Annotated in this window: 18 protein-coding genes and 1 pseudogene; 12 read left to right on the top strand and 7 right to left on the bottom strand. The window is 64.1% G+C overall.

The genetic code is table 11. The features are described from left to right. Positions 1-35: 35 nt before the first annotated feature. The 6 genes from C9J49_RS09070 (at position 36) to C9J49_RS09095 (ending at position 4,372) form a co-directional block, all read left to right on the top strand. The gene (locus C9J49_RS09070) at positions 36-1,019 is read left to right on the top strand and encodes an aldo/keto reductase (protein WP_107181292.1); all 984 of its coding nucleotides are present in this window, start codon (positions 36-38) and stop codon (positions 1,017-1,019) included. Next, a complete protein-coding gene (locus tag C9J49_RS09075; RefSeq protein ID WP_107181293.1) occupies positions 1,016-1,408 on the top strand; it encodes a carboxymuconolactone decarboxylase family protein in 393 nt (130 codons plus the stop codon). Before C9J49_RS09070 ends, C9J49_RS09075 begins: the two co-directional genes overlap by 4 nt. 146 nt (positions 1,409-1,554) lie before the next feature. Continuing rightward, a complete protein-coding gene (locus tag C9J49_RS09080; RefSeq protein ID WP_107181294.1) occupies positions 1,555-1,911 on the top strand; it encodes a helix-turn-helix transcriptional regulator in 357 nt (118 codons plus the stop codon). After that, the gene (arsC, locus tag C9J49_RS09085; protein ID WP_107181295.1) at positions 1,908-2,321 is read left to right on the top strand and encodes an arsenate reductase (glutaredoxin); all 414 of its coding nucleotides are present in this window, start codon (positions 1,908-1,910) and stop codon (positions 2,319-2,321) included. Before C9J49_RS09080 ends, arsC begins: the two co-directional genes overlap by 4 nt. Then, the gene (gene arsH, locus C9J49_RS09090; RefSeq protein ID WP_107181296.1) at positions 2,318-3,034 is read left to right on the top strand and encodes an arsenical resistance protein ArsH; all 717 of its coding nucleotides are present in this window, start codon (positions 2,318-2,320) and stop codon (positions 3,032-3,034) included. Before arsC ends, arsH begins: the two co-directional genes overlap by 4 nt. Before the next feature lie 27 nt (positions 3,035-3,061). Then, the gene (locus C9J49_RS09095) at positions 3,062-4,372 is read left to right on the top strand and encodes an arsenic transporter (protein ID WP_107181297.1); all 1,311 of its coding nucleotides are present in this window, start codon (positions 3,062-3,064) and stop codon (positions 4,370-4,372) included. Positions 4,373-4,403: 31 nt separating this feature from the next. On the opposite strand, the gene C9J49_RS09100 is transcribed toward C9J49_RS09095, so the two are convergent. Both C9J49_RS09100 and C9J49_RS09105 read right to left on the bottom strand, forming a co-directional pair. Then, positions 4,404-4,910: a metallophosphoesterase gene (locus C9J49_RS09100; RefSeq protein ID WP_107181298.1), complete on the bottom strand. Its 507-nt coding sequence runs from the start codon at positions 4,908-4,910 to the stop codon at positions 4,404-4,406. A gap of 16 nt (positions 4,911-4,926) precedes the next feature. Further along, positions 4,927-5,256: a hypothetical protein gene (locus C9J49_RS09105; protein ID WP_107181299.1), complete on the bottom strand. Its 330-nt coding sequence runs from the start codon at positions 5,254-5,256 to the stop codon at positions 4,927-4,929. 168 nt (positions 5,257-5,424) lie between these two features. On the opposite strand from C9J49_RS09105, the gene recC reads away from it, so the two are divergent. The 5 genes and pseudogenes from recC to C9J49_RS09125 all read left to right on the top strand — a co-directional run. Next, on the top strand, positions 5,425-9,063 hold the full coding sequence (gene recC, locus C9J49_RS09110) for an exodeoxyribonuclease V subunit gamma (protein WP_107181300.1): 3,639 nt from the start codon (positions 5,425-5,427) through the stop codon (positions 9,061-9,063). Further along, complete coding sequence (recB, locus tag C9J49_RS09115) at positions 9,060-12,881, top strand: exodeoxyribonuclease V subunit beta (RefSeq protein ID WP_107181301.1); 3,822 nt, start codon at positions 9,060-9,062, stop codon at positions 12,879-12,881. The genes recC and recB overlap by 4 nt, the downstream gene beginning before the upstream one ends. Then, on the top strand, positions 12,878-15,151 hold the full coding sequence (gene recD, locus C9J49_RS09120; RefSeq protein WP_107181302.1) for an exodeoxyribonuclease V subunit alpha: 2,274 nt from the start codon (positions 12,878-12,880) through the stop codon (positions 15,149-15,151). The genes recB and recD overlap by 4 nt, the downstream gene beginning before the upstream one ends. Before the next feature lie 131 nt (positions 15,152-15,282). Further along, positions 15,283-16,590 carry a hypothetical protein gene (locus C9J49_RS16950; RefSeq protein WP_146612978.1) on the top strand — a complete coding sequence of 436 codons (1,308 nt, stop codon included), beginning with the start codon at positions 15,283-15,285 and terminating at the stop codon, positions 16,588-16,590. 21 nt (positions 16,591-16,611) lie between these two features. Further along, positions 16,612-16,848, top strand: a pseudogene (locus tag C9J49_RS09125) (ATP-binding domain-containing protein); the annotation flags it as partial. Positions 16,849-16,981: 133 nt separating this feature from the next. Here C9J49_RS09125 and C9J49_RS09130 read toward each other — a convergent pair. From C9J49_RS09130 to C9J49_RS09140, 3 genes are all read right to left on the bottom strand, one after another. Then, positions 16,982-18,802, bottom strand: coding sequence for an ATP-dependent endonuclease (locus C9J49_RS09130; protein WP_107181425.1), 1,821 nt, complete (start codon positions 18,800-18,802; stop codon positions 16,982-16,984). A 115-nt stretch (positions 18,803-18,917) separates the two neighbouring features. After that, entirely contained in the window at positions 18,918-19,238 is a 321-nt protein-coding gene (locus tag C9J49_RS09135) for a hypothetical protein (RefSeq protein ID WP_107181303.1), read from the bottom strand. A 473-nt stretch (positions 19,239-19,711) separates the two neighbouring features. Next, a complete protein-coding gene (locus tag C9J49_RS09140) occupies positions 19,712-20,053 on the bottom strand; it encodes a DUF427 domain-containing protein (protein WP_107181304.1) in 342 nt (113 codons plus the stop codon). Between the two features lie 206 nt (positions 20,054-20,259). On the opposite strand from C9J49_RS09140, the gene C9J49_RS09145 reads away from it, so the two are divergent. Next, on the top strand, positions 20,260-20,916 hold the full coding sequence (locus tag C9J49_RS09145; protein ID WP_107181305.1) for a 5'-methylthioadenosine/S-adenosylhomocysteine nucleosidase: 657 nt from the start codon (positions 20,260-20,262) through the stop codon (positions 20,914-20,916). A 160-nt stretch (positions 20,917-21,076) separates the two neighbouring features. Here the strand turns inward: C9J49_RS09145 and C9J49_RS09150 are convergent, their stop codons facing one another. Together C9J49_RS09150 and C9J49_RS09155 are read right to left on the bottom strand one after the other, a co-directional pair. Then, positions 21,077-21,883, bottom strand: coding sequence for an SAM-dependent methyltransferase (locus C9J49_RS09150; protein WP_107181306.1), 807 nt, complete (start codon positions 21,881-21,883; stop codon positions 21,077-21,079). Next, the gene (locus C9J49_RS09155; RefSeq protein WP_107181307.1) at positions 21,876-23,309 is read right to left on the bottom strand and encodes an MFS transporter; all 1,434 of its coding nucleotides are present in this window, start codon (positions 23,307-23,309) and stop codon (positions 21,876-21,878) included. Before C9J49_RS09155 ends, C9J49_RS09150 begins: the two co-directional genes overlap by 8 nt. Positions 23,310-23,369 lie beyond the last annotated feature (60 nt).

Below are 23,369 nucleotides of genomic sequence, written 5' to 3' on the forward strand. Positions count from 1 at the left end.
CCGACACGTTCCGCATCGCCACAGGAGGCCCCAGCATGCAACGACGCACTCTCGGACAGGACCTGACGGTATCGGCCATCGGGCTGGGCTGCATGGGCATGAGCGAATTCTACGGTCCGCGCCATGATGACGAATCCCGGCGCGTATTGGCCAGGGCGGTCGAGCTCGGCGTGGACTTCTTCGACACCGCCGACATGTACGGCTCTGACCACAACGAGACGCTGCTCGGCGACTTCCTCGCTCGCCAGCGGCCCGAGGTGAAGGTCGCCACCAAGTTCGGCATCGTGCGCCGCCCCGGCGAATACCGCCGCAGCCTGGACAATAGCGCGGCCTACGCCCGCGAGGCCTGCGAGGGCTCGCTGCGCCGGCTCGGCGTCGAGCGCATCGATCTCTACTACGTGCACCGCATCGACCCGGCGCGGCCGATCGAGGACACCATGGAGGGGCTTTCGCGCCTGGTCGAGGAAGGCAAGATCGCCCGCATCGGCCTGTGCGAGGTCGGCGCCGAGACCCTGCGCCGGGCCCACGCCGTGCACCCGATCAGCGCCGTGCAGACCGAATACTCGCTGTGGACCCGCGACGTCGAAGCCGCGGTGCTGCCGACCTGCCGCGAGCTCGGCATCGGCTTCGTGCCCTACTCGCCGCTGGGCCGCGGCTTCCTCACCGGGCGCTACCGGGACGCCTCCGACTTCGAGGAGGGCGATTTCCGCCCCGGCCTGCCCCGCTTCGCGCCCGAGGCGATGGACGCCAACCGGCGGATCGCCGAGGCCATCGCCGAGCTCGCCGCCGACAAGGGCTGCACGCCGGCCCAGCTGTCACTGGCCTGGCTGCTCGCCCAAGGTGACGACATCGTGCCGATCCCGGGCACCAAACGGCAGCGCTATCTCGAGGAGAACGTCGCGGCAGCGGATCTCAGCCTGACGCCGGAAGAATGCCGACGCCTCGAGGCCGCCACCGCCTGCCTGCCGGTCAGCGGCGAGCGCTACACCGCCGAAGGCATGAAGGGCGTGGACGCATGAGCGCCACGCCCAAGCCCCGTCGCGAGGAGGCCCTGGCCCTGCTGGCCCGCCTCGAGCCCGAGGCGCCGGCCAAGGTTGCACGCAATCTGGACGACTTCCACGCCGACGCCGTCGAGATCCTGCTCGGCTTCGGCTTCGCCGACGTGGTCTCCCGCGACGGCATCGACCTCAGAACCCGCGAGATGCTGACGGTGGCGATGCTCGGCGCCATGGGCACCGCGCCGGGCCAGCTGGAGTTCCACATGCGTGCGGCGCTCAACACCGGCGTGACGCGCGAGGAAATCGTCGAGATCGTCCTGCAGGTGGCAGTGTATGCCGGCATCCCCGCGGCGATGAACGCCATGAGCGCCGCCAAGGCGGCCTTTCGGGATCACGAACCTGGTCGATGACAGTAGTGCCGACCGTAGAGTGCATGAAGTAGTGAGCGTGGCGGGCGGCAACATGCCCGTCAACGCCGCTCACGGACAGCGACATGCCAGGGTTCCTGACCGAAGCAGCGCTTGCATCTCACCAATATATCTGTAACTCTCGACATATGGACACAAAGCAAATGCTCGAGGCCTTTACGGCCCTCTCCCAGGCGACCCGCCTTGAGACCTTCCGGGTACTGGTGCGCCACGAGCCGGAAGGCCTGCCGGCCGGCGAGATCGCCCGGCTGATGGGCGTGCCGCACAACACCATGTCGACCCATCTGGGCGTGCTATCCCGGGCGGGGCTGGTGGTCTCGCGCCGCCAGAGCCGCTCGATCATCTACCGCGCCAGCCTCGATCACATGCGCGAGACGCTCAGTTTCCTGGTGCGCGATTGCTGTGCCGGCCGCCCCGAACTCTGCGAGCCGCTCCTCGAGGAGCTGCGCCCCTGCTGCCCACCGTCGAAGGAACCACCGACATGATCAGCGTGATCTATCACAACCCGGCGTGCGGGACCTCCCGCAATACCCTGGCCATGCTCCGCGCTTCCGGCGAGGAGCCTCACGTCATCGAATACCTGAAGACGCCGCCCACCCTGGAAAAGCTGCGGGAACTGCTGACGGCGATGGCGATACCGCCGCGGGAGCTGCTGCGCCGCAAGGACACCCCGTACGACGACCTGGGGCTGGGCGACCCCGCACTGACTGACGAGCAGTTGATCGATGCCATGCTGGCCCATCCCATCCTGATCAATCGCCCCATCGTGGTGACGGAGCGCGGCACCCGGTTGTGCCGCCCCTCGGAAACGGTGCTGGGCCTGCTGCCGAATCCCGTCACCGCGTTCACCAAGGAAGACGGTGAGTTCATCCGTTTCGAGGAAGCCGCATCATGACGCGCGACGCGCTCCCCAACATCGACCCCGAGCTCTTGCGCTCCATCGACGTCGACGCCCTGGCGGGCCCGCATGAGCCACGCCATGCCCCGCGCCTGCTGGTGCTTTACGGCTCGCTGCGCGACCGCTCCTATTCGCGCCTGCTCGCCGAGGAAGCCGGGCGCCTGCTGCGCTGGTACGGCTGCGAGGTGCGCACCTTTGATCCTTCCGGACTGCCGCTGCCGGACGACGCCGAGGCTGATCACCCCAAGGTGCGGGAACTGCGCGATCTAGCCGAGTGGAGCGAAGGCATGCTGTGGGTCAGCCCCGAGCGCCACGGCGCCATGACCGGCATCATGAAGGCCCAGATCGATTGGATCCCCCTGGCGCTGGGCGGTGTGAGGCCAACCCAGGGCAAGACCCTGGCGGTGATGGAAGTCTCCGGCGGCAGCCAGAGCTTCAATGCCGTCAACCAGCTCCGCATCCTCGGTCGCTGGATGCGCATGCTGACCATTCCCAACCAGTCCTCAGTGCCCAAGGCCTTCAACGAGTTCGACGAGGCCGGGCGCATGCGCCTGTCGCCGCTCTACCTGCGGGTGGTCGACGTCTGCGAGGAGCTGGTGAAGTTCACCTGGCTAACCAGAGGGCGATCCGCCTACCTGACCGACCGCTATTCAGAGCGAGTCGAGAGCGCCGAGGCCGTGTCCCGGCGCGTCAACCAAGCAACGCACTAAGCCGAACCACCGGGAAAGGAGTCCTTCATGCTGGCGTTCGCCATCTTCGTGGTCACCCTGGTGCTGGTCATCTGGCAGCCCAGGGGGCTGGGCATCGGCTGGAGCGCCCTGGGCGGCGCCACGGTGGCCCTGGCCACCGGCGTCGTCGACTGGGGCGATGTGGGCACGGTCTGGCACATCGTCTGGGATGCCACCTTCACCTTCGTGGCCCTGATCATCATCTCGCTGATCCTCGACGAGGCGGGCTTCTTCGCCTGGGCCGCCCTGCACATCGCCCGCTGGGGCAACGGCCGGGGGCGGCTGCTGTTCCCGCTGATCGTGATGCTCGGCGCGATGATCGCGGCGGTGTTCGCCAACGACGGCGCCGCCCTGCTGCTGACGCCCATCGTCGTGGCCATCCTGGCGCGTCTCGACTTCCGTCCCGGGGCCGCCCTGGCCTTCATCATCGCCACCGGCTTCGTCGCCGACTCGACCAGCCTGCCGCTGATCATCTCGAACCTGGTCAATATCGTCAGCGCCAACTACTTCGATATCGGCTTCACCCGCTATGCCCAGGTGATGGTACCGGTTGACTTGGTGTCGCTTCTGGCCACGCTTGCAGTGCTCGGCGGGTACTTCCGCCGCGACATTCCCGCCCGCTACGACGTCGCGCGGCTCGAGGCGCCGGCCACGGCGATTCGCGACCGCCAGGTCTTCCGCGCCGCCTTCCCGCTGCTCGCCGTGCTGCTGATCGCCCTGTTCCTGACCACCCGCTGGCCGATCCCGTTCGCCGCCATCATGGGGGTGGCGGCCCTGGTGCTGATAGCCATCGCCGGGCGCTGGTTCACCCCGGGGCACGTGCACGTCGTCTCGCTCAGGAAGGTCATCGGCAACGCCCCCTGGCAGATCGTGCTGTTCTCGCTGGGCATGTACCTGGTGGTCTACGGCCTGGGCAATGCCTGGCTCACCGCCGAGGCCGCCCGGGTGCTGGAATGGCTCGCCGGTCAGGGCGCCTTCGTGGCCACCGTGGGAACCGGGTTCGCCTCGGCGATCCTGGCCTCGCTGATGAACAACATGCCCTCGACGCTGGTGGGCGCGCTGGCCATCGACCAGGCCCAGGTCTCGTCGACGACCCAGCAGCTGATGGTCTATGCCAACGTCATCGGTAACGACCTGGGCCCCAAGTTCACGCCCATCGGCAGCCTCGCCACACTGCTCTGGCTGCATGTGCTGGCGGGCAAGGGCTACCGCATCGGCTGGGGGCAGTACATGAAGGTCGGGCTGATCATCACCCCGCCGGTGCTGCTGGCCGCGCTGGTCGCCCTGACATTCTGGCTGCCGCACCTGCCACCCCAATAGACGCGCGGCGCCTCGCCAGGCGTGATAAAGACTACAGCGGCAGATGCAGGATGGCGCCGCGCAGGGCCGAGGCGTCGGCCCACAGCTTGCCGAGGGTCAGCGGCAGGGTGAAGCGGCGCCGGCCCGCGCCACCGGGGTTGAACAGCAGCCGACCGTCGCGCCATTCGTTGCGCGCCTTGTGGGAGTGGGAGTGGCCGTGCAGCGCGGCATCACAGGCAGTGGCACCATCGAAGTCGGCGATATCGTGCACCAGATGCAACCGCCAGCCGTTGACCGTGAGGTCGCGATGCCAGGGAAGACGCTCGGCCCAGTCCGCGGTGTCGACGTTGCCGCGCACGGCGAGCACCGGCGCCAGCTCGCCCAGCCGCTCGAGAATCGCCGCATCGCGGTCGCGGCTGCCCACGTCGCCGAGATGCAGGATCAGCCCGCAGCCCTCGAGCATCGCCAGCGCCTCGTCGCGCAGCGTGCCGTGGGTGTCGGCGATCACGCCGATCGGGGCATCGAGCTCGAAGCGCTCGGTCCCTGCCTCATCCTTCATGGGAACGGCATCCTCCTCATGTCGTCTCCAGCTCCGCGTACCAATCGGCGTAGGGCGTGTTCTCGACCTTGCACTGGGTGTAGTCCGGCGCGCCGTCCCGCCACCACACCGGCCCGCGTTCGCCCAGCGCCCGCTTTGCCTTGTCGACCTGATCGCGGGCGGCACGCTCGGCCTGCGGGTCGCCGGCACGTTTCGCCTGGGCCACGCCTCGACGGGCCCGCATCAGTTGCTGCACCCACTCCTGACGCTGCGACTCGGGCAGCTCGGGATTCGTGCATCGCCACAGGCGGCCGCGAACCACGATATAGCGGCCGTCCGGCGTGGTCAGCGGCGTCGATGAGCTCATAAAAAGTTGCCTCCCGGCCAGGTGAGTATTCGGGGCTTGCCAGGCAAGGCTGGCAAGCCTTCTCGACTCGTGCCCGCCGCGGAGGTTCATCCGGCCCTCGGCCCGCTTCATGCCCCCGGCGTTTTGCGGCACCATTGAGGCCCGTTTCATCGCCGCGAAGGATTCGCCATGCCCCTTAGTCTCTCCCAGGGAACCGAGCTCAACCCCGGCTTCATGGTGATCCACGGCAACCGCCTGGAGGCGCTGCGCGATCTGGCGGTGGAGTGGCTGCGCCACCACCCGCTGGGGCCGCTCGAGGACGAGGTGATCCTGGTGCAGAGCAACGGCATCAGCCAGTGGCTGAAGCTGGCGCTGGCGGCCGATCCGCCCGCCGGCGCCGGCATCGCCGCGGCGATGGACGTCACCCTGCCGGCGCGCTATCTGTGGCAGGCCTACCGCGCGGTGCTGGGTGCGGAAGCGGTGCCGCCAGCCTCGCCGCTCGACAAGCCGCGCCTGATCTGGCGGCTGATGCGCCTGCTGCCGGAGCTCCTGGATGACGCCACCTTCGCGCCCCTGGCGCGCTTTTTGGCCGACGACGAGGACCGCCGCAAGCGCCACCAGCTGGCCGAGCGCCTGGCCGACCTGTTCGACCAGTACCAGGTCTATCGCGCCGACTGGCTTTCCGCTTGGGCCGAGGGCCGCGACGAGCTGATCGACGCCCGCGGCCAGGCCCGGCCATTGGCCGAAGACCAATGCTGGCAGCCGGCGCTGTGGCGGCGGCTGCGCGACGACATCGGAGACGAAGGCCTGGCCACCAGCCGCGCCTGGGTGCATACCCGCTTCCTCGAGGCCTGCCGCGAGCTCACCCCCGATAAGCGACCGAAAGACCTGCCGCGCCGGGTGGTGGTGTTCGGCATCTCCTCGCTGCCCCGCCAGACGCTGGAGGCCCTGGCCGCCGTCTCCAAGGTCACCCAGGTGCTGCTGTGCGTGCACAACCCCTGCCGCCACTACTGGGCGGACATCATCGAGCACAAGGACCTGCTGCGGGCCGCCCGCCGACGCCAGCGCCACCGCCCGGGCATGCCGCTGGCGCTCGACGACACCCAGTTGCACCTCCACGCCCAGCCGCTGCTGGCCGCCTGGGGCAAGCAGGGCCGCGACTACCTGCGCCTGCTCGACGAGTTCGACGACCAGGACACCTACCGCATGCTGTTCGACGCCGAGGCGATGCGCATCGACCTGTTCGATTCGCCTGCCGACGGCGAGGCGCCGGGGCTGCTCCAGCAGCTGCAGGACGACGTGCTGGAGCTGCGCCCGCCCCAGGAGACCCGGGATACCTGGCCGGCCGTCGACCCGGGGCACGACCGCAGCCTGCGCTTCCATGTCGCCCACAGCGCCCTGCGCGAGGTCGAGATCCTCCACGACCAGCTGCTGGCCGCCTTCGACGCCGACCCCACGCTGCGCCCGCGCGACGTGCTGGTGATGGTGCCGGACATCGATACCTACGCCGCCGCCGTGCAGGCGGTGTTCGGCCGCCTGCCGCCGGACGACCCGCGCCACATTCCGTTCACGCTCTCCGACCAGACCAGCCGCCATCGCCAGCCGCTGCTGGTGGCGCTGGAGGCGCTGCTGCACCTGCCGGAGGCGCGGCTGACGGTCAGCGACCTGCTGGATCTCTTGGAAGTGCCCGCCCTGCGCGCCCGCTTCGGGCTGGACGCCGAGGCGCTGCCGGTGCTGCGGCGCTGGATCGAGGGCGCCGGCATCCGCTGGGGGCTCGACGCCGAGCAGCGCGCCCGGCTCGACCTGCCCGGCGGGCTCACCGCCAACACCTGGGCCTTCGGCCTGCGCCGGCTGCTGCTCGGCTACGCCGTCGGCGACACCGCCGACGGCCCCTGGCACGACATCGAGCCCTATGGCGATATCGGCGGCCTGGAGGCGGCACTCGCCGGCCCGCTGATGGACCTGCTCGACGCCCTCGAGGCCCAGTGGCGCGCGCTCTCCGAGCCCGCCGACGTGCCCACCTGGTGCCGCCGCCTGCGCGAGCTGCTGGCCGCCTGCTTCGCCGCCGAGGACGAGGCCGACCTCGCCACCCTCAACCGCCTGGGCGAACTGCTGGAGGACTGGCAGGAGACCGCCGAGGATGCCGGCCTGACCGAGGCGCTGCCGCTCTCGGTGGTGCGCGAACACTGGCTCGGCCAGCTCGACGAGGCCAACCTCTCCCAGCGCTTCCTGGCCGGCGCGGTGAACGTCGCCACCCTGATGCCGATGCGCGCCATCCCCTTCCGCCACGTCTGCCTCCTGGGCATGAACGACGGCGACTACCCGCGGGTGCAGCGCCCGCTGGACATCGACCTGATGGGCCACGACTACCGCCCCGGCGACCGCTCACGCCGCGAGGACGACCGCTACCTGTTCCTCGAGGCGCTGCTATCGGCCCGCGACAGCCTGATGGTCAGCTGGGTCGGCCGCAGCATCCACGACAACGAGCCGCGACCGCCCTCGGTGCTGCTCGGCCAGCTGCGCGACCACCTCGCCGCCGGCTGGCGGCTGGCCGGCCACGAGCACGAGGACGACGCCGGCCAGGCCCTGGTCGACGCCCTGACCACCGAGCACCCGCTGCAGCCGTTCAGCCGGACCTACTTTTCAGATAATCCGGGCCTGTTTACCTACGCCCGCGAGTGGCGGGCGGTGCACGCCGGCCGGCCGACGCCGGAAGCCGCCGTCGACGCCGAGCTGCCGCCCATGGAGCTCGACACGGCGCTGACGCTGGCGCGCCTCAGTGGCTTCCTCAAGGACCCGGTGAAGGCCTTCTTCACCACCCGGCTTGGCGTCTACCTCGAGCGCGAGGCGCTGGAGAGCCCCGACCACGAGCCCTTCGCCCTGGACGGCCTGGACCACTGGCAGCTTCAGCAGGCGCTGATCGAGGCCGGACGCCGCGCCGTCGATGCCGCCGAGCCGCCGATGCCCGCCGTGCACGACACCCTGGAGCGCCTGGAGCGCGAGGGGCGCCTCGCCATGGGCGGCTTCGCCGAGCTGATGCGCGAGCACCTGGTCGAGCCGCTGGACGGCCTGCTCGGCGACTACGCCGACCAGCTCGAGGCCTGGCCCCACGCCTGGGAGACACCGGCCGCCGTGTCGCTGGAGCTCGCCACCGATACCGATCCGCTGTCGACTGATCCGCTACGAGTGGAGGACTGGCTGGACGGCCTGCGCGAGAACGCCGCCGGCGAGCGCTGCCGGCTGGTGCTGATGACCAGCAGCCTGGTCAACAAGGGAAAATATAACTGGAAGCACTGGCTGGCCCCCTGGGTCGCCCACCTGGCCGGCCAGCTCGCCCTCGGCCCCATGACCACGGTGCTGCTCTCCCGCGCCGGCGGCGGCACCCTGGCGCCGCTGGAGGCGGCGGACGCAAGGGCGCATCTGGAGGCCATCGCCCTTGCCTGGCGCGCCGGCATGACCGCGCCGCTCCCGCTGGCCCGCGACACCGCCTTCGCCTGGCACGAGAAGGGCGGCGACGCGAACGCCCTGGGCCGCGTCTTCGGCGACGAGGCGAAAGCGGAGGAGGCCGACCTCAAGGCCTGGAAGGCCGCCGTCACCGCCTTCCACGGCACCGGCTTCAACGGCGACCATGGCGAGCTTGGCCGCGATCCGTACCTCGCCCGCCAGTGGCGCGACCTCGAAGGCCTGGTGCGCCATGAGGCCGCCGGCCGGCACTTCACCGAGCTGACCGCGGCGCTCTACGCGCCCCTTCACGACGCGGTGAAGGCCAAGGGCGGCGATAAGAAGACCGACAGGAAAGGCGGCAAGGGCCAGGGAGGCAAGGCATGACTATGACGGAAGACAGGCAAGTCGCCGAGACGCCTCGGCTCGACCCGGTCGCCCTGCCGCTCACCGGCAGCCGGCTGATCGAGGCCAGCGCCGGCACCGGCAAGACCTTCACCATCGCCCTGCTCTACCTGCGCCTGGTGCTCGGCCCCCGCGACGAGGCGGACGCGGCCAGCTTCCCGCGGCCGCTGACGCCGCCGGAGATCCTGGTGGTCACCTTCACCAACGCCGCCACCCAGGAGCTGCGCGACCGCATCCGCGCCCGGCTGGTGGAAGCCGCCGACGCCTTCCAGACCGATGAAGGGGCAGCTCCCGACGACGCCCCGCTGACCGGCGACCTCTTCAGCGAACCTTGGGGTCAGACCCCAAAGTCCGCTGAGGGGTCTGACCCCAATGATCCCTTAATCATCCTGCGCGACAGCTATCCACGCGAGAGCTGGCCGACCTGCGCCCGCCGGCTGCGGCTGGCCGCCGAGTGGATGGACGAGGCCGCGGTTTCCACCATCCACGCCTGGTGCCATCGCATGCTGCGCGAGCACGCCTTCGACAGCGGCAGCCTGTTCGCGCTGGAGATGGCGCTGGACCAGTCGGAGATGGACCTTGAGATCGCCCGGGACTACTGGCGCAGCTTCTACTACGACCTCGACCCCGAGGCGCTGGCCATCGTCGCCCGCTACTGGACCACGCCGGACGCCCTGAACGACACCGCCGCCCGGCTGCGCACCCACGCCGCCGCCCTGCCCGTGGCCCCGCCGCCGTTTGATGCGCTCGCGAACTACCGCGAGCAGCGCGCCGCGGCGCTGGCCGAGCTCAAGGCGCCCTGGCCGGCCTGGCTCGACGAGCTGGAAGAACTGCTCGAGGCCGCCGCCAAGCGCAAGGCGTTCAACGGCCAGAAGCTCAACGCCAGGAGCCGCGCCAACTGGCTCGCCGCCCTGCGCGACTGGGCCAATGACGCCGAGCTGGCGAGCCCCGACCTCCCCCCCGCCGCCTGGAAGCGCCTGACGCCCGAGGGCATCGCCGAGATCTGGAAGGAAGATCCCGTGCCGAATCTGCCGGCGCTGGAGGCCCTGGCCGAGCTGCCGGAGAAGCTCGCCGAGCTGCCCGATCCGTTCGCCGACCTGCTCGCCCACGCCGTGCACTGGATGGCCGCGCGCCGCGAGACCGTGCAGCGCCGCCGCGCCGAGCTCGGCCCCGACGACCTGCTGCACCGGCTGGACGCCGCCTTCGCGGGCGAGGCCGGCGAGACGCTTTCCGCGCGCATCCGAGCGCAGTTCCCGGTGGCGCTGGTCGACGAGTTCCAGGACACCGACCCGGTGCAGTACCGACTGTTCGACCGCGTCTATGCGCTGGAAGAAAATAGAGATGACAGCGCCGTGCTGCTGATCGGCGACCCCAAGCAGGCGATCTACGCCTTCCGCGGCGCCGATATCCACACCTACCTCCAGGCCCGGCGCGACACCGCCGGCCGCCACGTCACGCTGGGCACCAACTTCCGCTCCGCCACACCGATGGTCGAGGCCGTGAACCGGGTGTTCGCCCACGCCGAGCAGAGCGAATCCGGCGCCTTCCTGTTCCGCCGCGGCGACGACAACCCGGTCCCCTTCGCCCCCGTCGACGCCAACGGCAGAAAGGATGCCCTCGTGCGCCGCGGCGCCGCCCAGCCGGCGCTGACGCTCTGGCATCTGGCCGCCGAGGAGACGCTGCCCAAGGGCGCCTACCTCAAGGAGCTGGCCGCGCGCTGCGCCACCGAGATGGCGAGCCTGCTGCGCGAGGGCCAGGCCGGGCAGACCGGTTTCCAGAAAGAGGGAGACTTCCGGCCGCTGGCGCCGTCGGACCTCGCCGTGTTGGTCAACAACGCCAGCGAGGCCCGCGCCATCCGCACCGCCCTGCTGTCCCGCGGCATCCGCAGCGTCTACCTCTCCGATAAGGAGGGCGTGTTCGAGACCGAGGCTGCCGCCGAGCTGGAGGTGTGGCTGGCCGCCTGCGCCGCGCCGGACGACGAGCGCTGCCTGCGCGCCGCGCTGGCTACGCCGAGCCTGGGCCTGAGCCTCGCCGAGCTCGACGCCCTCAACGGCGGCCCCCAGCAGGACGAGCTGGCCTGGGAGGCGCGGGTGATGCAGTTCCGCGACTACCACCGCCAGTGGCAGCGCCGTGGCGTGCTGCCCATGCTGCACCGGCTGCTGGCCGACTTCGCCGTGCCCGGCCGGCTGCTGGCCGTGCCCGAGGGCGAGCGACGGCTCACCGACCTGCTGCACCTCGGCGAGCTGCTGCAGGAGGCCAGCGCCGAGATCGACGGCGAGCACGCCCTGCTGCGCTTCCTGGCCGAGTCCCGCGCGCATCCCCAGGCGCAGTCCGACACCCACCGCCTGCGCCTGGAGAGCGACGCCGACCTGGTGCAGGTGGTCACCATCCACAAGTCCAAGGGCCTGGAATACCCGCTGGTGTTCCTGCCCTTCATCGCCGCCTTCCGCCCGGTGAAGCAGGGCGACCTGCCGCTGCGCTGGCACGACGACGACGGCCATCTGCGCCTGACGCTCTCCGCCGACGAGGCCATCCTGGCCCGCGCCGACCACGAGCGCCTGGGCGAGGACCTGCGCAAGCTCTACGTCGCCCTGACCCGCGCCCGCCACGCCACCTGGCTCGGCCTGGCGCCGCTGGAGGCCATGGAGCGCAGCGCCGTCGGCCACCTGCTCAAGGGGGGCGAGGCGCTCTCGCCCGACAACCTGCGCCCGGCGCTAGAGGCGCTGGCCGACGAGAACAGCAGCGATCGCAACGCGCAGGTCGCGGTGCAGGACGCCCCCGAGGCCGATGCCACGCCGGTCGAGCTCGCCGGCGACGACGCGCCGCTGGGCGAGGCCCGCGCGCCCACCCGGGCGATCCGCGAGCACTGGTGGATCGCCAGCTACTCGGCGCTGCGCACCGGCGCCACGCCGGACGAAGAAACTGAATCGACTGCCGAGGCCGAGCCGTCCCCCGAGCCCACCACCGCCGACGAGGCCACCGCCATGGAGGTGATCCACGAGCCCTTCGATGCCGCCGCGGCCACGGTGAGCGAGGGCTCGCTTCACCGCTTCCCCCGCGGGCCCTCGGCGGGCACCTTCCTGCACGGCCTGCTGGAATGGGCCGGCGAGGAAGGCTTCGCCCGGGTGGCCGAAGACGCCGAGCTGCGCGCCGACACCCTGGCCCGGCGCGCCAACCGCCGCGGCTGGGAGGGCCAGATCGCCGCCCTCGAACAGTGGCTGCCGGAGCTGCTGACCACGCCGCTGCCGGTGCCGAAGCCGGGCGACGGCGAGGCCGCGCCGCTGCGCCTCGATGCACTGGACGGCGCGCGCGACTACCGGATCGAGCTGGAATTCTGGTTCGCCGCGCACAAGGTCAACACCCGCAAGATGGACGCCCTCGTAAGCGCTCACACACTCGGCGGGCGGCCTCGGCCGGCGCTCGAGCCCGACATCCTCAACGGTATGCTCAAGGGCTTCATCGACCTGGTGGTGGAGCACGAGGGTCGCTTCTACGTGCTCGACTGGAAGTCCAACCACCTGGGCGCGGACGATGCCGCCTACACCGAGGCGGCGATGGCCGAGGCCGTGCTCGAGAAGCGCTACGACGTGCAGTACTGCCTCTACCTGCTGGCCCTGCACCGACTGCTCGAGGCCCGGCTGCCGGACTACGACATCGAGCGCCACCTGGGCGGGGCGCTCTACGTTTTCCTGCGCGGCACCCGCGCGCCCTCCCGCGGCGTGCACGCCGAACGCCCGCCGAGCGAGCTGATCCTCGCGCTCGATGCCCTGTTCCGCGCCGCCGAGGAGGCCGTCGCATGACCCCGGATACCCCGAATCACGCTACCGATCAGGCGCCGGAATCCGCCGCCTCTGAGCGCGCGCTAATTCAAGCGCCCGAACATGCGCTGAGCGATCACGCGGCGCTGTTCGCCCTGCTCGACCGCTGGGTGGCACGCGGCTGGCTGCGCTCGCTGGACCGCGCCTTCGCCGCCTTCCTGCATCGCGAGGCGACGGCGGCCAACGGGGTAAGTGAGGCCTCACCTCTGCTGTTGCTGGCGGCCGCACTCGCCAGCCACCAGCTCGGCCGCGGCCACGTGTGCCTGGACCTGGCCCAGACGCTGGCCACACCTGACCTGGCGCTCTCGCTGCCGCCGGAGGGCGACAGCCTGGAGGACCCGCCGCCGCTGCCCAGCCGGGTGATGGCCGCGCTGGACCTCGACGCCTGGCGCGACGCCCTCGACCAGCCCGAGCTGGTGGCCGATGGCCCCGGCAGCACCCCGCTGGTACTCGCCGGCACTACCGCGCGCCCGCGGCTCTACCTGCGCCGCTACTGGCAGCACGAGCAGGATATCCACAGCCGGATTTTCGCGCGGCTGGACGCGCCCTCCCCCGACGGTGACGGCGCAGAGGCCTTCGAGGCGCCGGACGCGGCTCGCCTGCGCCCGATTCTCGACGCGCTTTTTCCAGACCCGAAGGCGACCGCCGCTCAGGATGGCGCCACCCAGACCGCGACGATCGACTGGCAGAAGGCCGCCTGCGCCCTGGCCGGCCGCTCGCGCTTCGCGGTGATCACCGGCGGCCCCGGCACCGGAAAGACCACCACTGTGGTGCGCCTGCTCGCCCTGCTCCAGGCGCTGGCCATGGGCAATCACGACGACCAGAAAAGCGAAGAGGACGGTGCGCCGCCCCTGCGCATCCGCCTGGCCGCGCCCACCGGCAAGGCCGCGGCGCGACTCAACGAGTCCATCGCCGGCCAGGTGGCCCGGCTAGACCTCGACGGCCTGGCCGACGATCCCGAGCGGCTGCGCGATGTCATTCCGAAAGACGTGAGTACGCTGCATAGACTGCTCGGCTCGCGCCCGGACACCCGCCGCTTCCGCCACGACCGCCACAACCCGCTGCCGCTGGACGTGCTGGTGGTGGACGAGGCCTCGATGGTGGACGTGGGCATGATGGCCGCGATGCTCGAGGCGCTGCCGCCCCGGGCGCGGCTGGTGCTGCTCGGCGACAAGGACCAGCTTGCCTCGGTGGAGGCCGGCTCCGTGCTCGGCGACCTGTGCGCCCGGGCCGAGGGCGGCCACTACACCCCAGCCACGGCCGAGTGGCTGAGGGATGCCACCGGCCAGACGCTGCCCCCGGACACGCTGGACGCCGACGGCCAGCCCCTCGACCAGGCCATCGCCATGCTGCGCGTCAGCCACCGCTTCACCGCCGACAGCGGAATCGGCCAGCTGGCCGCGGCGATCAACCTGGAGGCCGAGCCCGCCGCCAAGCGCAAAGCGATTGGCGACGCACTGAGCGCCGGCTTCGCGGACCTCTCGCACCACAAGCTCTCCGCCGACGACGAGCGCGGCCTTGCCCGCCTGGCCGTGACCGGCTGCCCCGAGCGCTTTGCTCGCCATCAGCCCGGCGCCCGCGCTGCCACCGCGCCGCCGGTGGGCTATCGCCACTTCCTGAGCGTGATGGCAGAGCGGCGCCCGGCCGATGACGCGGATCAGGACGCCTTCGATGATTGGGCAAGAGAGGTGCTAGCCGCCCACGGCGACTTCCAGCTGCTGTGCGCGTTGCGCCGCGGCCCCTGGGGCGTGGAAGGCCTGAACGAGCGGGTGCGCCAGGCACTGGAGCGGGAGAAGCTGATCGACAGCCAGGACGGCCGCCAGCGCTGGTACCCCGGCCGCCCGGTGCTCGTCACCAAGAACGACTACGGCCTGGGGCTGATGAACGGCGATATCGGCATCACCCTGGATATGCCGCGCCCGGATTCAAAATCAGCCGACGGCAGCCGGCGCCTGCTGCGGGTGGCCTTCCCCGCCGGTGACGGCACCAACCGCATCAAGTGGGTGCTGCCCTCGCGCCTGCAATCGGTGGAGACGGTGTTCGCGATGACGGTGCACAAATCCCAGGGTTCGGAGTTCACCCACGCCGCCCTGGTGCTGCCCGACGCGCCGAACCCCATCCTCACCCGGGAGCTGGTCTACACCGGCATCACCCGCGCCCGCCACTGGCTGACGCTGGTGGAAACCGGCCGCGGCCAGCTGATGGACGCGGCGCAGCGACGAGTGATGCGGGTGAGTGGGCTATCAGAGTAAAAAATGCCATACCAAAGCCACATTCACTATAAAGTTCTTCGCTTCTCGAGAAATCAAAAAGTTTCTTAGAAATTTTTTATGCATTCTTGAAATCAGACCTCTGCACTCAACCTTGACTCCAAGACCACCATATGCTTGAAAAATTTATCCGCCCTTATATTGACTTTATCCTCGGAGCTTCTTACAACCTCCATCAAATATTGGAAGGGCTTGGAATAACTTCATCCAGCTTTTTAGTTCAAACCCCAGAGGGAAAAATCACCAACTCTTATTGGTCGCCCCTCGAAGCCACAGCTCCCATATTCGGCGGCTTACTACTTTTTACAGCCTTTCTTTTTTTTATAACCCTGCTAGCTGCCTATGCGCTTGGAAAAAGAAAAGGTGTAGCAATCACCATCATTGTAATTTCCACTCCGGGCATTCTAAGCTTGCTAGGGATATTTCCCAACATAGACTATTTACCTGAACGCTTTTTCATCAACGAACCTGGAGAATTGGGCAGCGAAAAAGGCTTGATACCACTACTGGTCTTAGGCATGTTGCTAGGCTGGTCAACATTGACGATTATCTATGACCACCTAAAACTTAATGAAAATTTTAGACAGTGCTACGAAATACTATTGTTACCTACCGCTTTGGTGGGAGCCGTCTTCTTTGTAGCAGACAATGATGCTTCAAATAGCATATCCCTTCTAGAAAAAGAGGTGACCAACACCCAACAAGCTAGTCACTATCTTCTAAATCAAGTTAGAAGATATAGAAGACACTGCATCCAGGAAGAGACTGAAGAAAAATTATCTTGTCAATGGGGCTCATATATTCAGAAGCGTCTCCTCGATCTTTCATTCTACGAAGAAAATCTAATATCAGCCTTTTTACCCGAGTCCACCTATGAGTTTTATGCACCCCAATCTGAAGAAATCAGCATGAGCGAAATAACAAGAATAAGAGAAGAGATTTCTGCTTACAACCAGGAAGTCTGTCCAGTCGAAAACTTAGAAAATGGTACGCATAGATTATCACCAACTTCAGCCAATTGCGAAACACCTCCTTCAAGATTTTGCACATCTTTTCCAGACCCACCCAATGGGTTAGTGGAAAGATTTATCGCAGCCAACACACTTGCACTAGCCAGCGAGTGCATTCTACCCACGTTATCCAATCAAAAAGAAAAAATATTAAACTTAATCTCTTCAGTTGAAAAAGACAAGAAAAGCAAAAACCAACGATGGCTATACTTTGTGTTGACATCAATTCTCATCGGTGGACATCTAGCCAACGCAAGCGCGAGAGTCTCTCGAATAGATAACAGGAACATTCACAACCAAAAACGCACAGCCAAAATGTTAACAAAAACGTTCAACAAACCTGCCACACTATTAAAAAATTCCGGCGAAGGAGTAAGAAAAGCCACAAGAGAAATAAAAAACAGACTATAGAAAAGCAATGGAAAAATATAACGCCTGCAATCGGTGGAGACGGTGTTCGCGATGACGGTGCACAAGTCCCAGGGCTCGGAGTTCACCCACGCCGCCCTGGTGCTGCCCGACGCGTCGAACCCCATCCTCACACGGGAGCTGGTCTACACCGGCATCACCAGCGCCCGCCACTGGCTGACGCTGGTGGAAACCGGCCGCGGCCAGCTGATGGATGCGGCGCAGAGGCGAGTGATGCGGGTGAGTGGGTTGGGGAGTTGATGGATATCGGTTCCCTTATTCAAACCATAGTCTGAGATTATTTTAGCTCGAAGCACATGGCCTCTTGTGGTTCATTAACGTCCGACAAGAGGGTGCAGTTTCGCTGCGCCCTCCTGACTGGCTTCATTATGCTTTATTCGCAAAATGCAAAGGTTACAATTTCTTTGAGCGTTGCTTCACACCTTTCAGTTAAACCTTGTCTTCCATCAATATAATCGCGCACTCTTTTCCACGAATTGAAAGGTTTATCTGTAGATTTAACAGATTCGTTTTCATCTTGGTCCCAAAGCACATGTTCAAACGTATCATTAACCAAGAAAACCCTTTCCGCAGTTGCTATATTTACTATCTTTTCATTAGCCTTGTAGGGGTGAATTGCAGCTTTTTCTTTCAGCTCATCTTCTGTAAGGCCTTTCCTGTCAGCGTCATGAATAACACGATAATCAATATCGAGAGAATTTAGCACTTTGGCTAGCGCAGGGATTGTCCACTTTCCTCCAGCCGATACAACAGTAGCATCTTTATCAAGACTTCTTTCAACCCCCAATCTCTCGGCTAACTCTCCGATCATACTAAATACCGCCACCTCTGTATCGCCTTCAACTATAATAACTCGTTTGGCAAAAAGGCTTTCGCAAACTGTTGGGTGAAAATCCAGAGCAGCTCTCAAGATAGTACGTTCGTCGTACTCCCCGTCAACTTCAAAAATATCGCTTCTAACTTGATGAACTTGCCGCATATTCACACCATCTCTTTTTATTAATTTTAGAGACTCTGGCTTCTCCGCAAGATTTATAAGGAAAGGGGAGTGAGTAGAACAAATTACTTGCCACTTAGGTGAATCTGACCTTTTTTGCAGGGTTGATTTTAATCTCCGCATTAGATGGGGATGAATATAAAGCTCCGGCTCTTCATATAAAACGATAACTGTTCTTTGCTCACCAGAAACTTCTGACTCTATCGATGCATTACTCTCTAGCATTGCGAAAGCCAAGGCCCTTTGAACACCACTACCTTGGTATTGCAAACTCGTTTCAATTTCCTCATCAACAAGAAAAGTTGCAGCTTTCATAAATAAAGGCTCAATGTCAATATCCCCAACAGCAAGCCTTACTTTTGAGTCAAAATCTAAAATCTGATTCAGTGTGCTTGACACTTGCTCGAGTGCATCACCTAACCCTTCTATTTCACCTCCATCGCCTGACTGCCCTTTTAATTTATTTTGAAGCAGCTCAGCCTTAGAAATATAGTCTTTATAAGACTCATCGCTCTTAACTTGTGGAAATAACTTGTTCGTAAAAAGGAATGAAAAAGGACTGTTATTTGTAGCCTTAAGCTCATCTTCTATTTTGAAGCTTGCGGGAACATACATTACGTGTGGGACTGCTTGCTGCAATGAGTTCGCGAACTTTTTAATGTGCCAACCTTCAGACTGAATAACATGTTCTGAATGGTTTTCTACAGTGTGATCTTCCAGCTCAGCAGTCCTTTCTTTAAAAGCAGCAGCTGATGCAATACCTAGCTCATCAAAGATAGCCTTACAAGTTGCATCTTTCTTGGCATTAGTGAAGCTTTCATCAGTCCAGGGGAACTTATTTTCTGTATTATAAACAGAGTACTCGTAACTATAATCTGTCTGCTCTGCATTCCATTCAGCTGTGACGCGGATCTTCAGCCTGTCTCCAAAAAGTAACTTAGATACTGCCGACTTGTTTTTTTCCCATTCTTCTAGATCACCAAACTCACACACTATCTCCATTTTTTTATCTGAAGCTTGTTGACCTGGCCAATCTTCTAGCTTTGGTTTTTTATTATCAAGAACCAAGTGAATCGCATTCAATATTGTTGACTTGCCAATATTATTTGGACCAACAAGAGTTGTGAAGTTATTAATGTCTATTTCAGCAAATCCTATCCCACGAAAATTACAAACAATGAGCTTTTCTAACTTCAAGATTCTCTCCTTAACTCAAATCTTACATGAAAGCATAGCATTGAGGTAACGGGCCGCTTTGGAGCTGATACAAAGGAGCAGCGGTAAGCAGTCCATTCACCATATTGTTATGTGATTACAGCCCCATTTTACGTTTTACGCACTCAGCTGTGGCCACTTTTAGCATTTTGCCCCAAGACTCAAAATCTGGAACCTGAGCAATGTATTTATCCCAGCCAGCATCTGAAATAGCTTTAAGAGCCTCTTCACCATTAACTTCAAGACCACTTTCGTCAAAAAGCTGCTGAGCATCCCGAAATTTGGTGTACTCGGACACAAAACCTTCAGTTAGCAATTCAAGAATAGAAAATTTCTGCTCATCATCAAGCTCTTTTGCTCCTTCCGCCATCCCTTTGAGCTTTTCCTGGAGTTCGTCAAATCCCTTGATGTTGTCCATCCCTCCACCCTCATAGCGCCAAGATAACGTACTGAAGACCTTGGCATATGCTTTCCAAAAAAAATACCAGCGTCTTTGGTCGCCATCGATCGTCTTTTTATGTTTTGCTACACAACTATAGTTATATTTGAACCGCCAATGCGGACAAACTGTTCTAGCTGACTCCCTAGATAACCAGAAGCATGCACTTTAACATGCGCCCCTTTATCAATCGCAATTCTAATTATCTGCTCCACTTGGCTGCACAAATAGCCCGAGCCTGGTGTGATTTCAATATTTGCACCGATCCGTGCAATTTATTCAACTTGACTAGCCAAAATTGTCATATAATCACTCCGTATTTCAAAAGAAACATGACACCGATAAACGTGCCGGCTTTATTTCATGGGCATCGGGCTTAAGCCAGAAGCCACCATCCCCTCGTGCAGCAAGCCGCGTTCCTACGAAAACCGTCGTGGAGCAGTCTTGGCATGTCATTCCAAAATCTCCGTCACCTTCCTGGCATCGAAAGCCAGTCGCCCAGCAATCGCCTGCATCTCGTCGATCGGCTGCTCATAGCTCCAAGCCACATCGGTGATATCGGGCAGCGAGTAATAAGTGCTATCGCCCTTGAACGGGCAGTGGGTGACGGTGGAGGAAATCGAAAGCTTCGCCATATCCACATCCTCTTTCGGGATGTAGTGGCGGTGTGGATAGCCTTTCTCGCGCAGCTCGATGGCGTTGCGGGTATCGGCGATCGGGGTGTCACCAGCAAGGACGCGCACCCGCCGGGAATGTGGGTGCAACGTGATGCGGGGTTCGGTGTGATCGGCCATCGACAGTTCCCTTGCGAGTCGGCTGATCCATCAGCCTAGAACGAGGGATCCATAATGTCACCGCTTGGTGACAATTTCACTTAGGCCTTTGATCTAGATCGGTCTTGCGGGAGCGACCCGCTCGCCTCCCTCACGCCCTCGCCCGCTTGGCGCCAACGGCCCTGCCCGCCATGATGGTGGCATTCATAAATTGCGGAGACTTGGGGATGAAACAGACACCACGCGCGCCGGCGCCGCTGACCACACTCGGCGGCCGCTCCGTGCTGTTCGTGATGGCGGCGGATGCAGAGTACGGGCCGCATCTGCGGGAGCGTTTCGTGGCCTTCATGACCGGCGTGGGACCGGTGGAGGCGGCGGTGGAGCTCACCGCGGCGCTGGCGGAGCTGGAGGCGTGCGGGCAACGGCCGGACCTGGTGGTGTCGCTGGGCTCGGCGGGCAGCCGGGATCTCGAGCAGACCGAGGTCTATCAGGCGACCTCGGTGGCCTACCGCGACATGGACGCCTCACCGCTCGGCTTCCAGAAGGGCGTCACACCCTTCCTCGACCTGCCGGACATCCTGCCCCTGCCGCTGCGCATTCCCGGGATTCGCGAGGCATCGCTCTCCACCGGCGCCAACATCGTCTCGGGCGCGGCCTATGCCGCCATCGCCGCCGACATGGTGGACATGGAGAGCTACGCCTGCCTGCGCGCCTGCACCCGCTTCGACGTGCCGCTGGTGGTGCTGCGCGGCATCTCGGACGGCAAGGCAGAGCTCAACCACGTCGACGACTGGACGGAGTATCTCCACGTCATCGACGAGAAGCTGGCCGCCGCGGTGGATAGGCTGGGCGAGGCGCTCGGCGAGGGCTTATTGACGGACTGAGGCGCCAGCGTGGAGGCCATGGGTGCGGCACTGACCGGCAGCCTGCTGCGCGGCGGCTTCCGGCCGCTTGCGTCAACAGCTCCATCAGCCCCACCCAACCTTTCATCCTCCCCGAAGGTCGATGGGTCGACGCAGAAGTTCTTCTCTTGCCCGAAAGCCCTCAATCAGACAGGAAATCACCCACATAAACGAGGTGTTCGAATGGCACGTCACGCCCTTGTAGCGCAGCGACAGCGGTGTCGAGCGTCGCTCGCACGACGGTGTGCTGCTCGCTTCGACCAGCGTGGCAGACGACCGCGAGGGGGGTGGAGCCAGGCAGAACACGCTTCAAGCGCTCAGTCAGTTGCTGGAACCGTGATCGCATCGCAAAAAAGACCAGCGTGGAGCCGGTCTCCGCGAGGCGCTGCAGAGTATCGGTGCCGGCATAGTCGTCGCGGGTATCATAAGCGGCTGCGAGGATGACCGACCGGCTCGTGCTGCCGGTCATGACGTCGCGAGCCAAAGCCGCATTTGCGGCATTGAAGCTCGACACTCCGGGAATGATCACCGGATTGAGGTCGCTGAACTCCTGGATGAAGCCCGCCTGCGGCCCGAAAATCATGGAGTCGCCATAGTCGATGACGGCGATTCGCTTGCCTTGCTCCGCGGCGCGCCGGACGATTTGTCTGACTTCGGCCTCCCTCGCGTCGGCTTTCTCGGCCGGTGTGTCCTTGCGGATCAGATCCATGAACAGGCCATGTCCGGCATCATGGAGCTCCTTGCCGCTGAGAAGATCCGCAAAGGTCTCCAGCAAACGTGAAGTTCCGAACACGACGTCGGCGCGTCGCAGAACCTCCTGAGCGTTCACGGTGATGTTTCCTGCATCGCCGATGCCCATGCTGACCAGGTGGAATCGACCGCTGAGATAGACAGGCAGAGGTTCGCCGACGGCTTGAGCAGCAAGAGGATGTGAGCTTGCATCAGTCATGATTCACTCCTCGATGAGTTGATGACATCGAAATGGGTGTCGGGCGCTTCTTCCCCACGAAGAAGGCCACCATGGCAAGCCCGAACGACGCCGCTGCCAGGAGAAACGTGTGGGAGAAGGCTTCGCCGATGGCGAACGTGGAACTCGAGGCCACCCCCTGATCACCCAGGAGCGAGGCGAACAGCAGCGGCATCAGCGAGGCGCCGGTCATGAATCCCAGATTGCGCGACAGACCCATCAGCCCGGAGACCATGCCCCGTTGCGCGTCTGGAGCTGCTGCCATCGTGGCGGTGTTGTTGGCGGCCAAGAACAGCTGGAAGCCCGGCGTTGTCAGTAGCAGCGCCATCACATAGCCGGGAATCCCGACTCGAACAGGCAGCAGTGCGAAGCCGATCAATCCGCCCGTCGCAAGCACCAGACCAGCAAGCAGGGTTCGGTCGGTGCCGAACCGGTCCGTGAGTTGGCCTGCGGGGACACCGGACAGCGCGGCAGCCGCGGGGCCGACCGCCATCACAATGCCCGTCATCAGTTCGCTCAGGCCCAGGCCGAATGCCAGGTAGAAGGGCCCAACCACCAGCGTCGACATCATGATGGCGCTGACAATGAGATTCATGACCAGTGATGAGGCAAGGACTCGACTACCCAACAGGGCCAAGGGCACCAACGGGTGGGCGGCCCGCCTCTCGGAGCCGACAAAGGCCGCCAGCGCGATGGCGGCCGCGGCAAGCAGCGTCCAGAGAGGAATGGCCATTCCGACCTTGCCACCCGTGGCGGACATCGCGAAGAACAGCAGCGCCAGGCTCAGCCAGAGGCTACCCGCCCAATCCATGTGAGCCGTCGTGGCGGCCGCTCCTTTCTCCTTGGGGATGCCCATCGCCGCAATGGCCATCATGCCAAGAGCGCACAGGAGCAACAGGACGAAGATCGAGCGCCAACCCAGAAGGTCGATCAAGCCGCCACCGAGAGAAGGACCCAGCGCCGTACCGATTGCCGACATGGTGCCCAGCAACCCCATCACTGCCCCCATGCGCTCCTTGGCGATCAAGCCCTTGGCGAGCGACATCGGCAATGCCATCAGGACCGCGGCAGCCAGGCCTTGCCCCACCCGGCCCGCGACCAGCCAGCCTAGGTTTGGTGCTACCGCACAGACAATCGAGGCCAAGGTGAAGAGCACCAGGCCGGAAAGCAGCACACGTCGACTCCCGTACAGATCGCCCAGGCGCCCTGCGGACACGATGGCCAACGTCAGCGAAACCAGATAGGCGAGCACGACCCATTGCACCTGCTGTACCGAGGCCGAGAAAGCGGCAGCCAACGTTGGAAGCGCCACCGTCGTGACGCTGATGCCGAGTGAGGCCAGCAGGATGGAGCCCGCCAATGCGGCCAAGGCGAGCTTGTTGCCGGGGGGAAGAGCAGGTTCGTTCATGTGCTTGACCCTTGATCGAGGCTTGGTTGCAAACTACTATGCAACTTCAAGTCAACTTGA

This window comes from Halomonas sp. SL1 (assembly GCF_003030865.2).
GTDB lineage: Bacteria > Pseudomonadota > Gammaproteobacteria > Pseudomonadales > Halomonadaceae > Halomonas > Halomonas halophila.

What these genes read in the sequence shown, in the direction of transcription:
- recC (WP_107181300.1), top strand. Translation starts at nt 5,425, where the DNA reads ATGCCCCTTAGTCTCTCCCAGGGAACCGAGCTCAACCCCGGCTTCATG.
- C9J49_RS09070 (WP_107181292.1), top strand. Translation starts at nt 36, where the DNA reads ATGCAACGACGCACTCTCGGACAGGACCTGACGGTATCGGCCATCGGG.
- C9J49_RS09155 (WP_107181307.1), bottom strand. Translation starts at nt 23,309, where the DNA reads ATGAACGAACCTGCTCTTCCCCCCGGCAACAAGCTCGCCTTGGCCGCA.
- C9J49_RS09095 (WP_107181297.1), top strand. Translation starts at nt 3,062, where the DNA reads ATGCTGGCGTTCGCCATCTTCGTGGTCACCCTGGTGCTGGTCATCTGG.
- C9J49_RS09140 (WP_107181304.1), bottom strand. Translation starts at nt 20,053, where the DNA reads ATGGCCGATCACACCGAACCCCGCATCACGTTGCACCCACATTCCCGG.
- C9J49_RS09145 (WP_107181305.1), top strand. Translation starts at nt 20,260, where the DNA reads ATGAAACAGACACCACGCGCGCCGGCGCCGCTGACCACACTCGGCGGC.
- C9J49_RS09150 (WP_107181306.1), bottom strand. Translation starts at nt 21,883, where the DNA reads ATGACTGATGCAAGCTCACATCCTCTTGCTGCTCAAGCCGTCGGCGAA.
- recB (WP_107181301.1), top strand. Translation starts at nt 9,060, where the DNA reads ATGACTATGACGGAAGACAGGCAAGTCGCCGAGACGCCTCGGCTCGAC.
- C9J49_RS09135 (WP_107181303.1), bottom strand. Translation starts at nt 19,238, where the DNA reads ATGGACAACATCAAGGGATTTGACGAACTCCAGGAAAAGCTCAAAGGG.
- C9J49_RS09100 (WP_107181298.1), bottom strand. Translation starts at nt 4,910, where the DNA reads ATGAAGGATGAGGCAGGGACCGAGCGCTTCGAGCTCGATGCCCCGATC.
- arsC (WP_107181295.1), top strand. Translation starts at nt 1,908, where the DNA reads ATGATCAGCGTGATCTATCACAACCCGGCGTGCGGGACCTCCCGCAAT.
- C9J49_RS16950 (WP_146612978.1), top strand. Translation starts at nt 15,283, where the DNA reads ATGCTTGAAAAATTTATCCGCCCTTATATTGACTTTATCCTCGGAGCT.
- C9J49_RS09075 (WP_107181293.1), top strand. Translation starts at nt 1,016, where the DNA reads ATGAGCGCCACGCCCAAGCCCCGTCGCGAGGAGGCCCTGGCCCTGCTG.
- C9J49_RS09080 (WP_107181294.1), top strand. Translation starts at nt 1,555, where the DNA reads ATGGACACAAAGCAAATGCTCGAGGCCTTTACGGCCCTCTCCCAGGCG.
- C9J49_RS09105 (WP_107181299.1), bottom strand. Translation starts at nt 5,256, where the DNA reads ATGAGCTCATCGACGCCGCTGACCACGCCGGACGGCCGCTATATCGTG.
- recD (WP_107181302.1), top strand. Translation starts at nt 12,878, where the DNA reads ATGACCCCGGATACCCCGAATCACGCTACCGATCAGGCGCCGGAATCC.
- arsH (WP_107181296.1), top strand. Translation starts at nt 2,318, where the DNA reads ATGACGCGCGACGCGCTCCCCAACATCGACCCCGAGCTCTTGCGCTCC.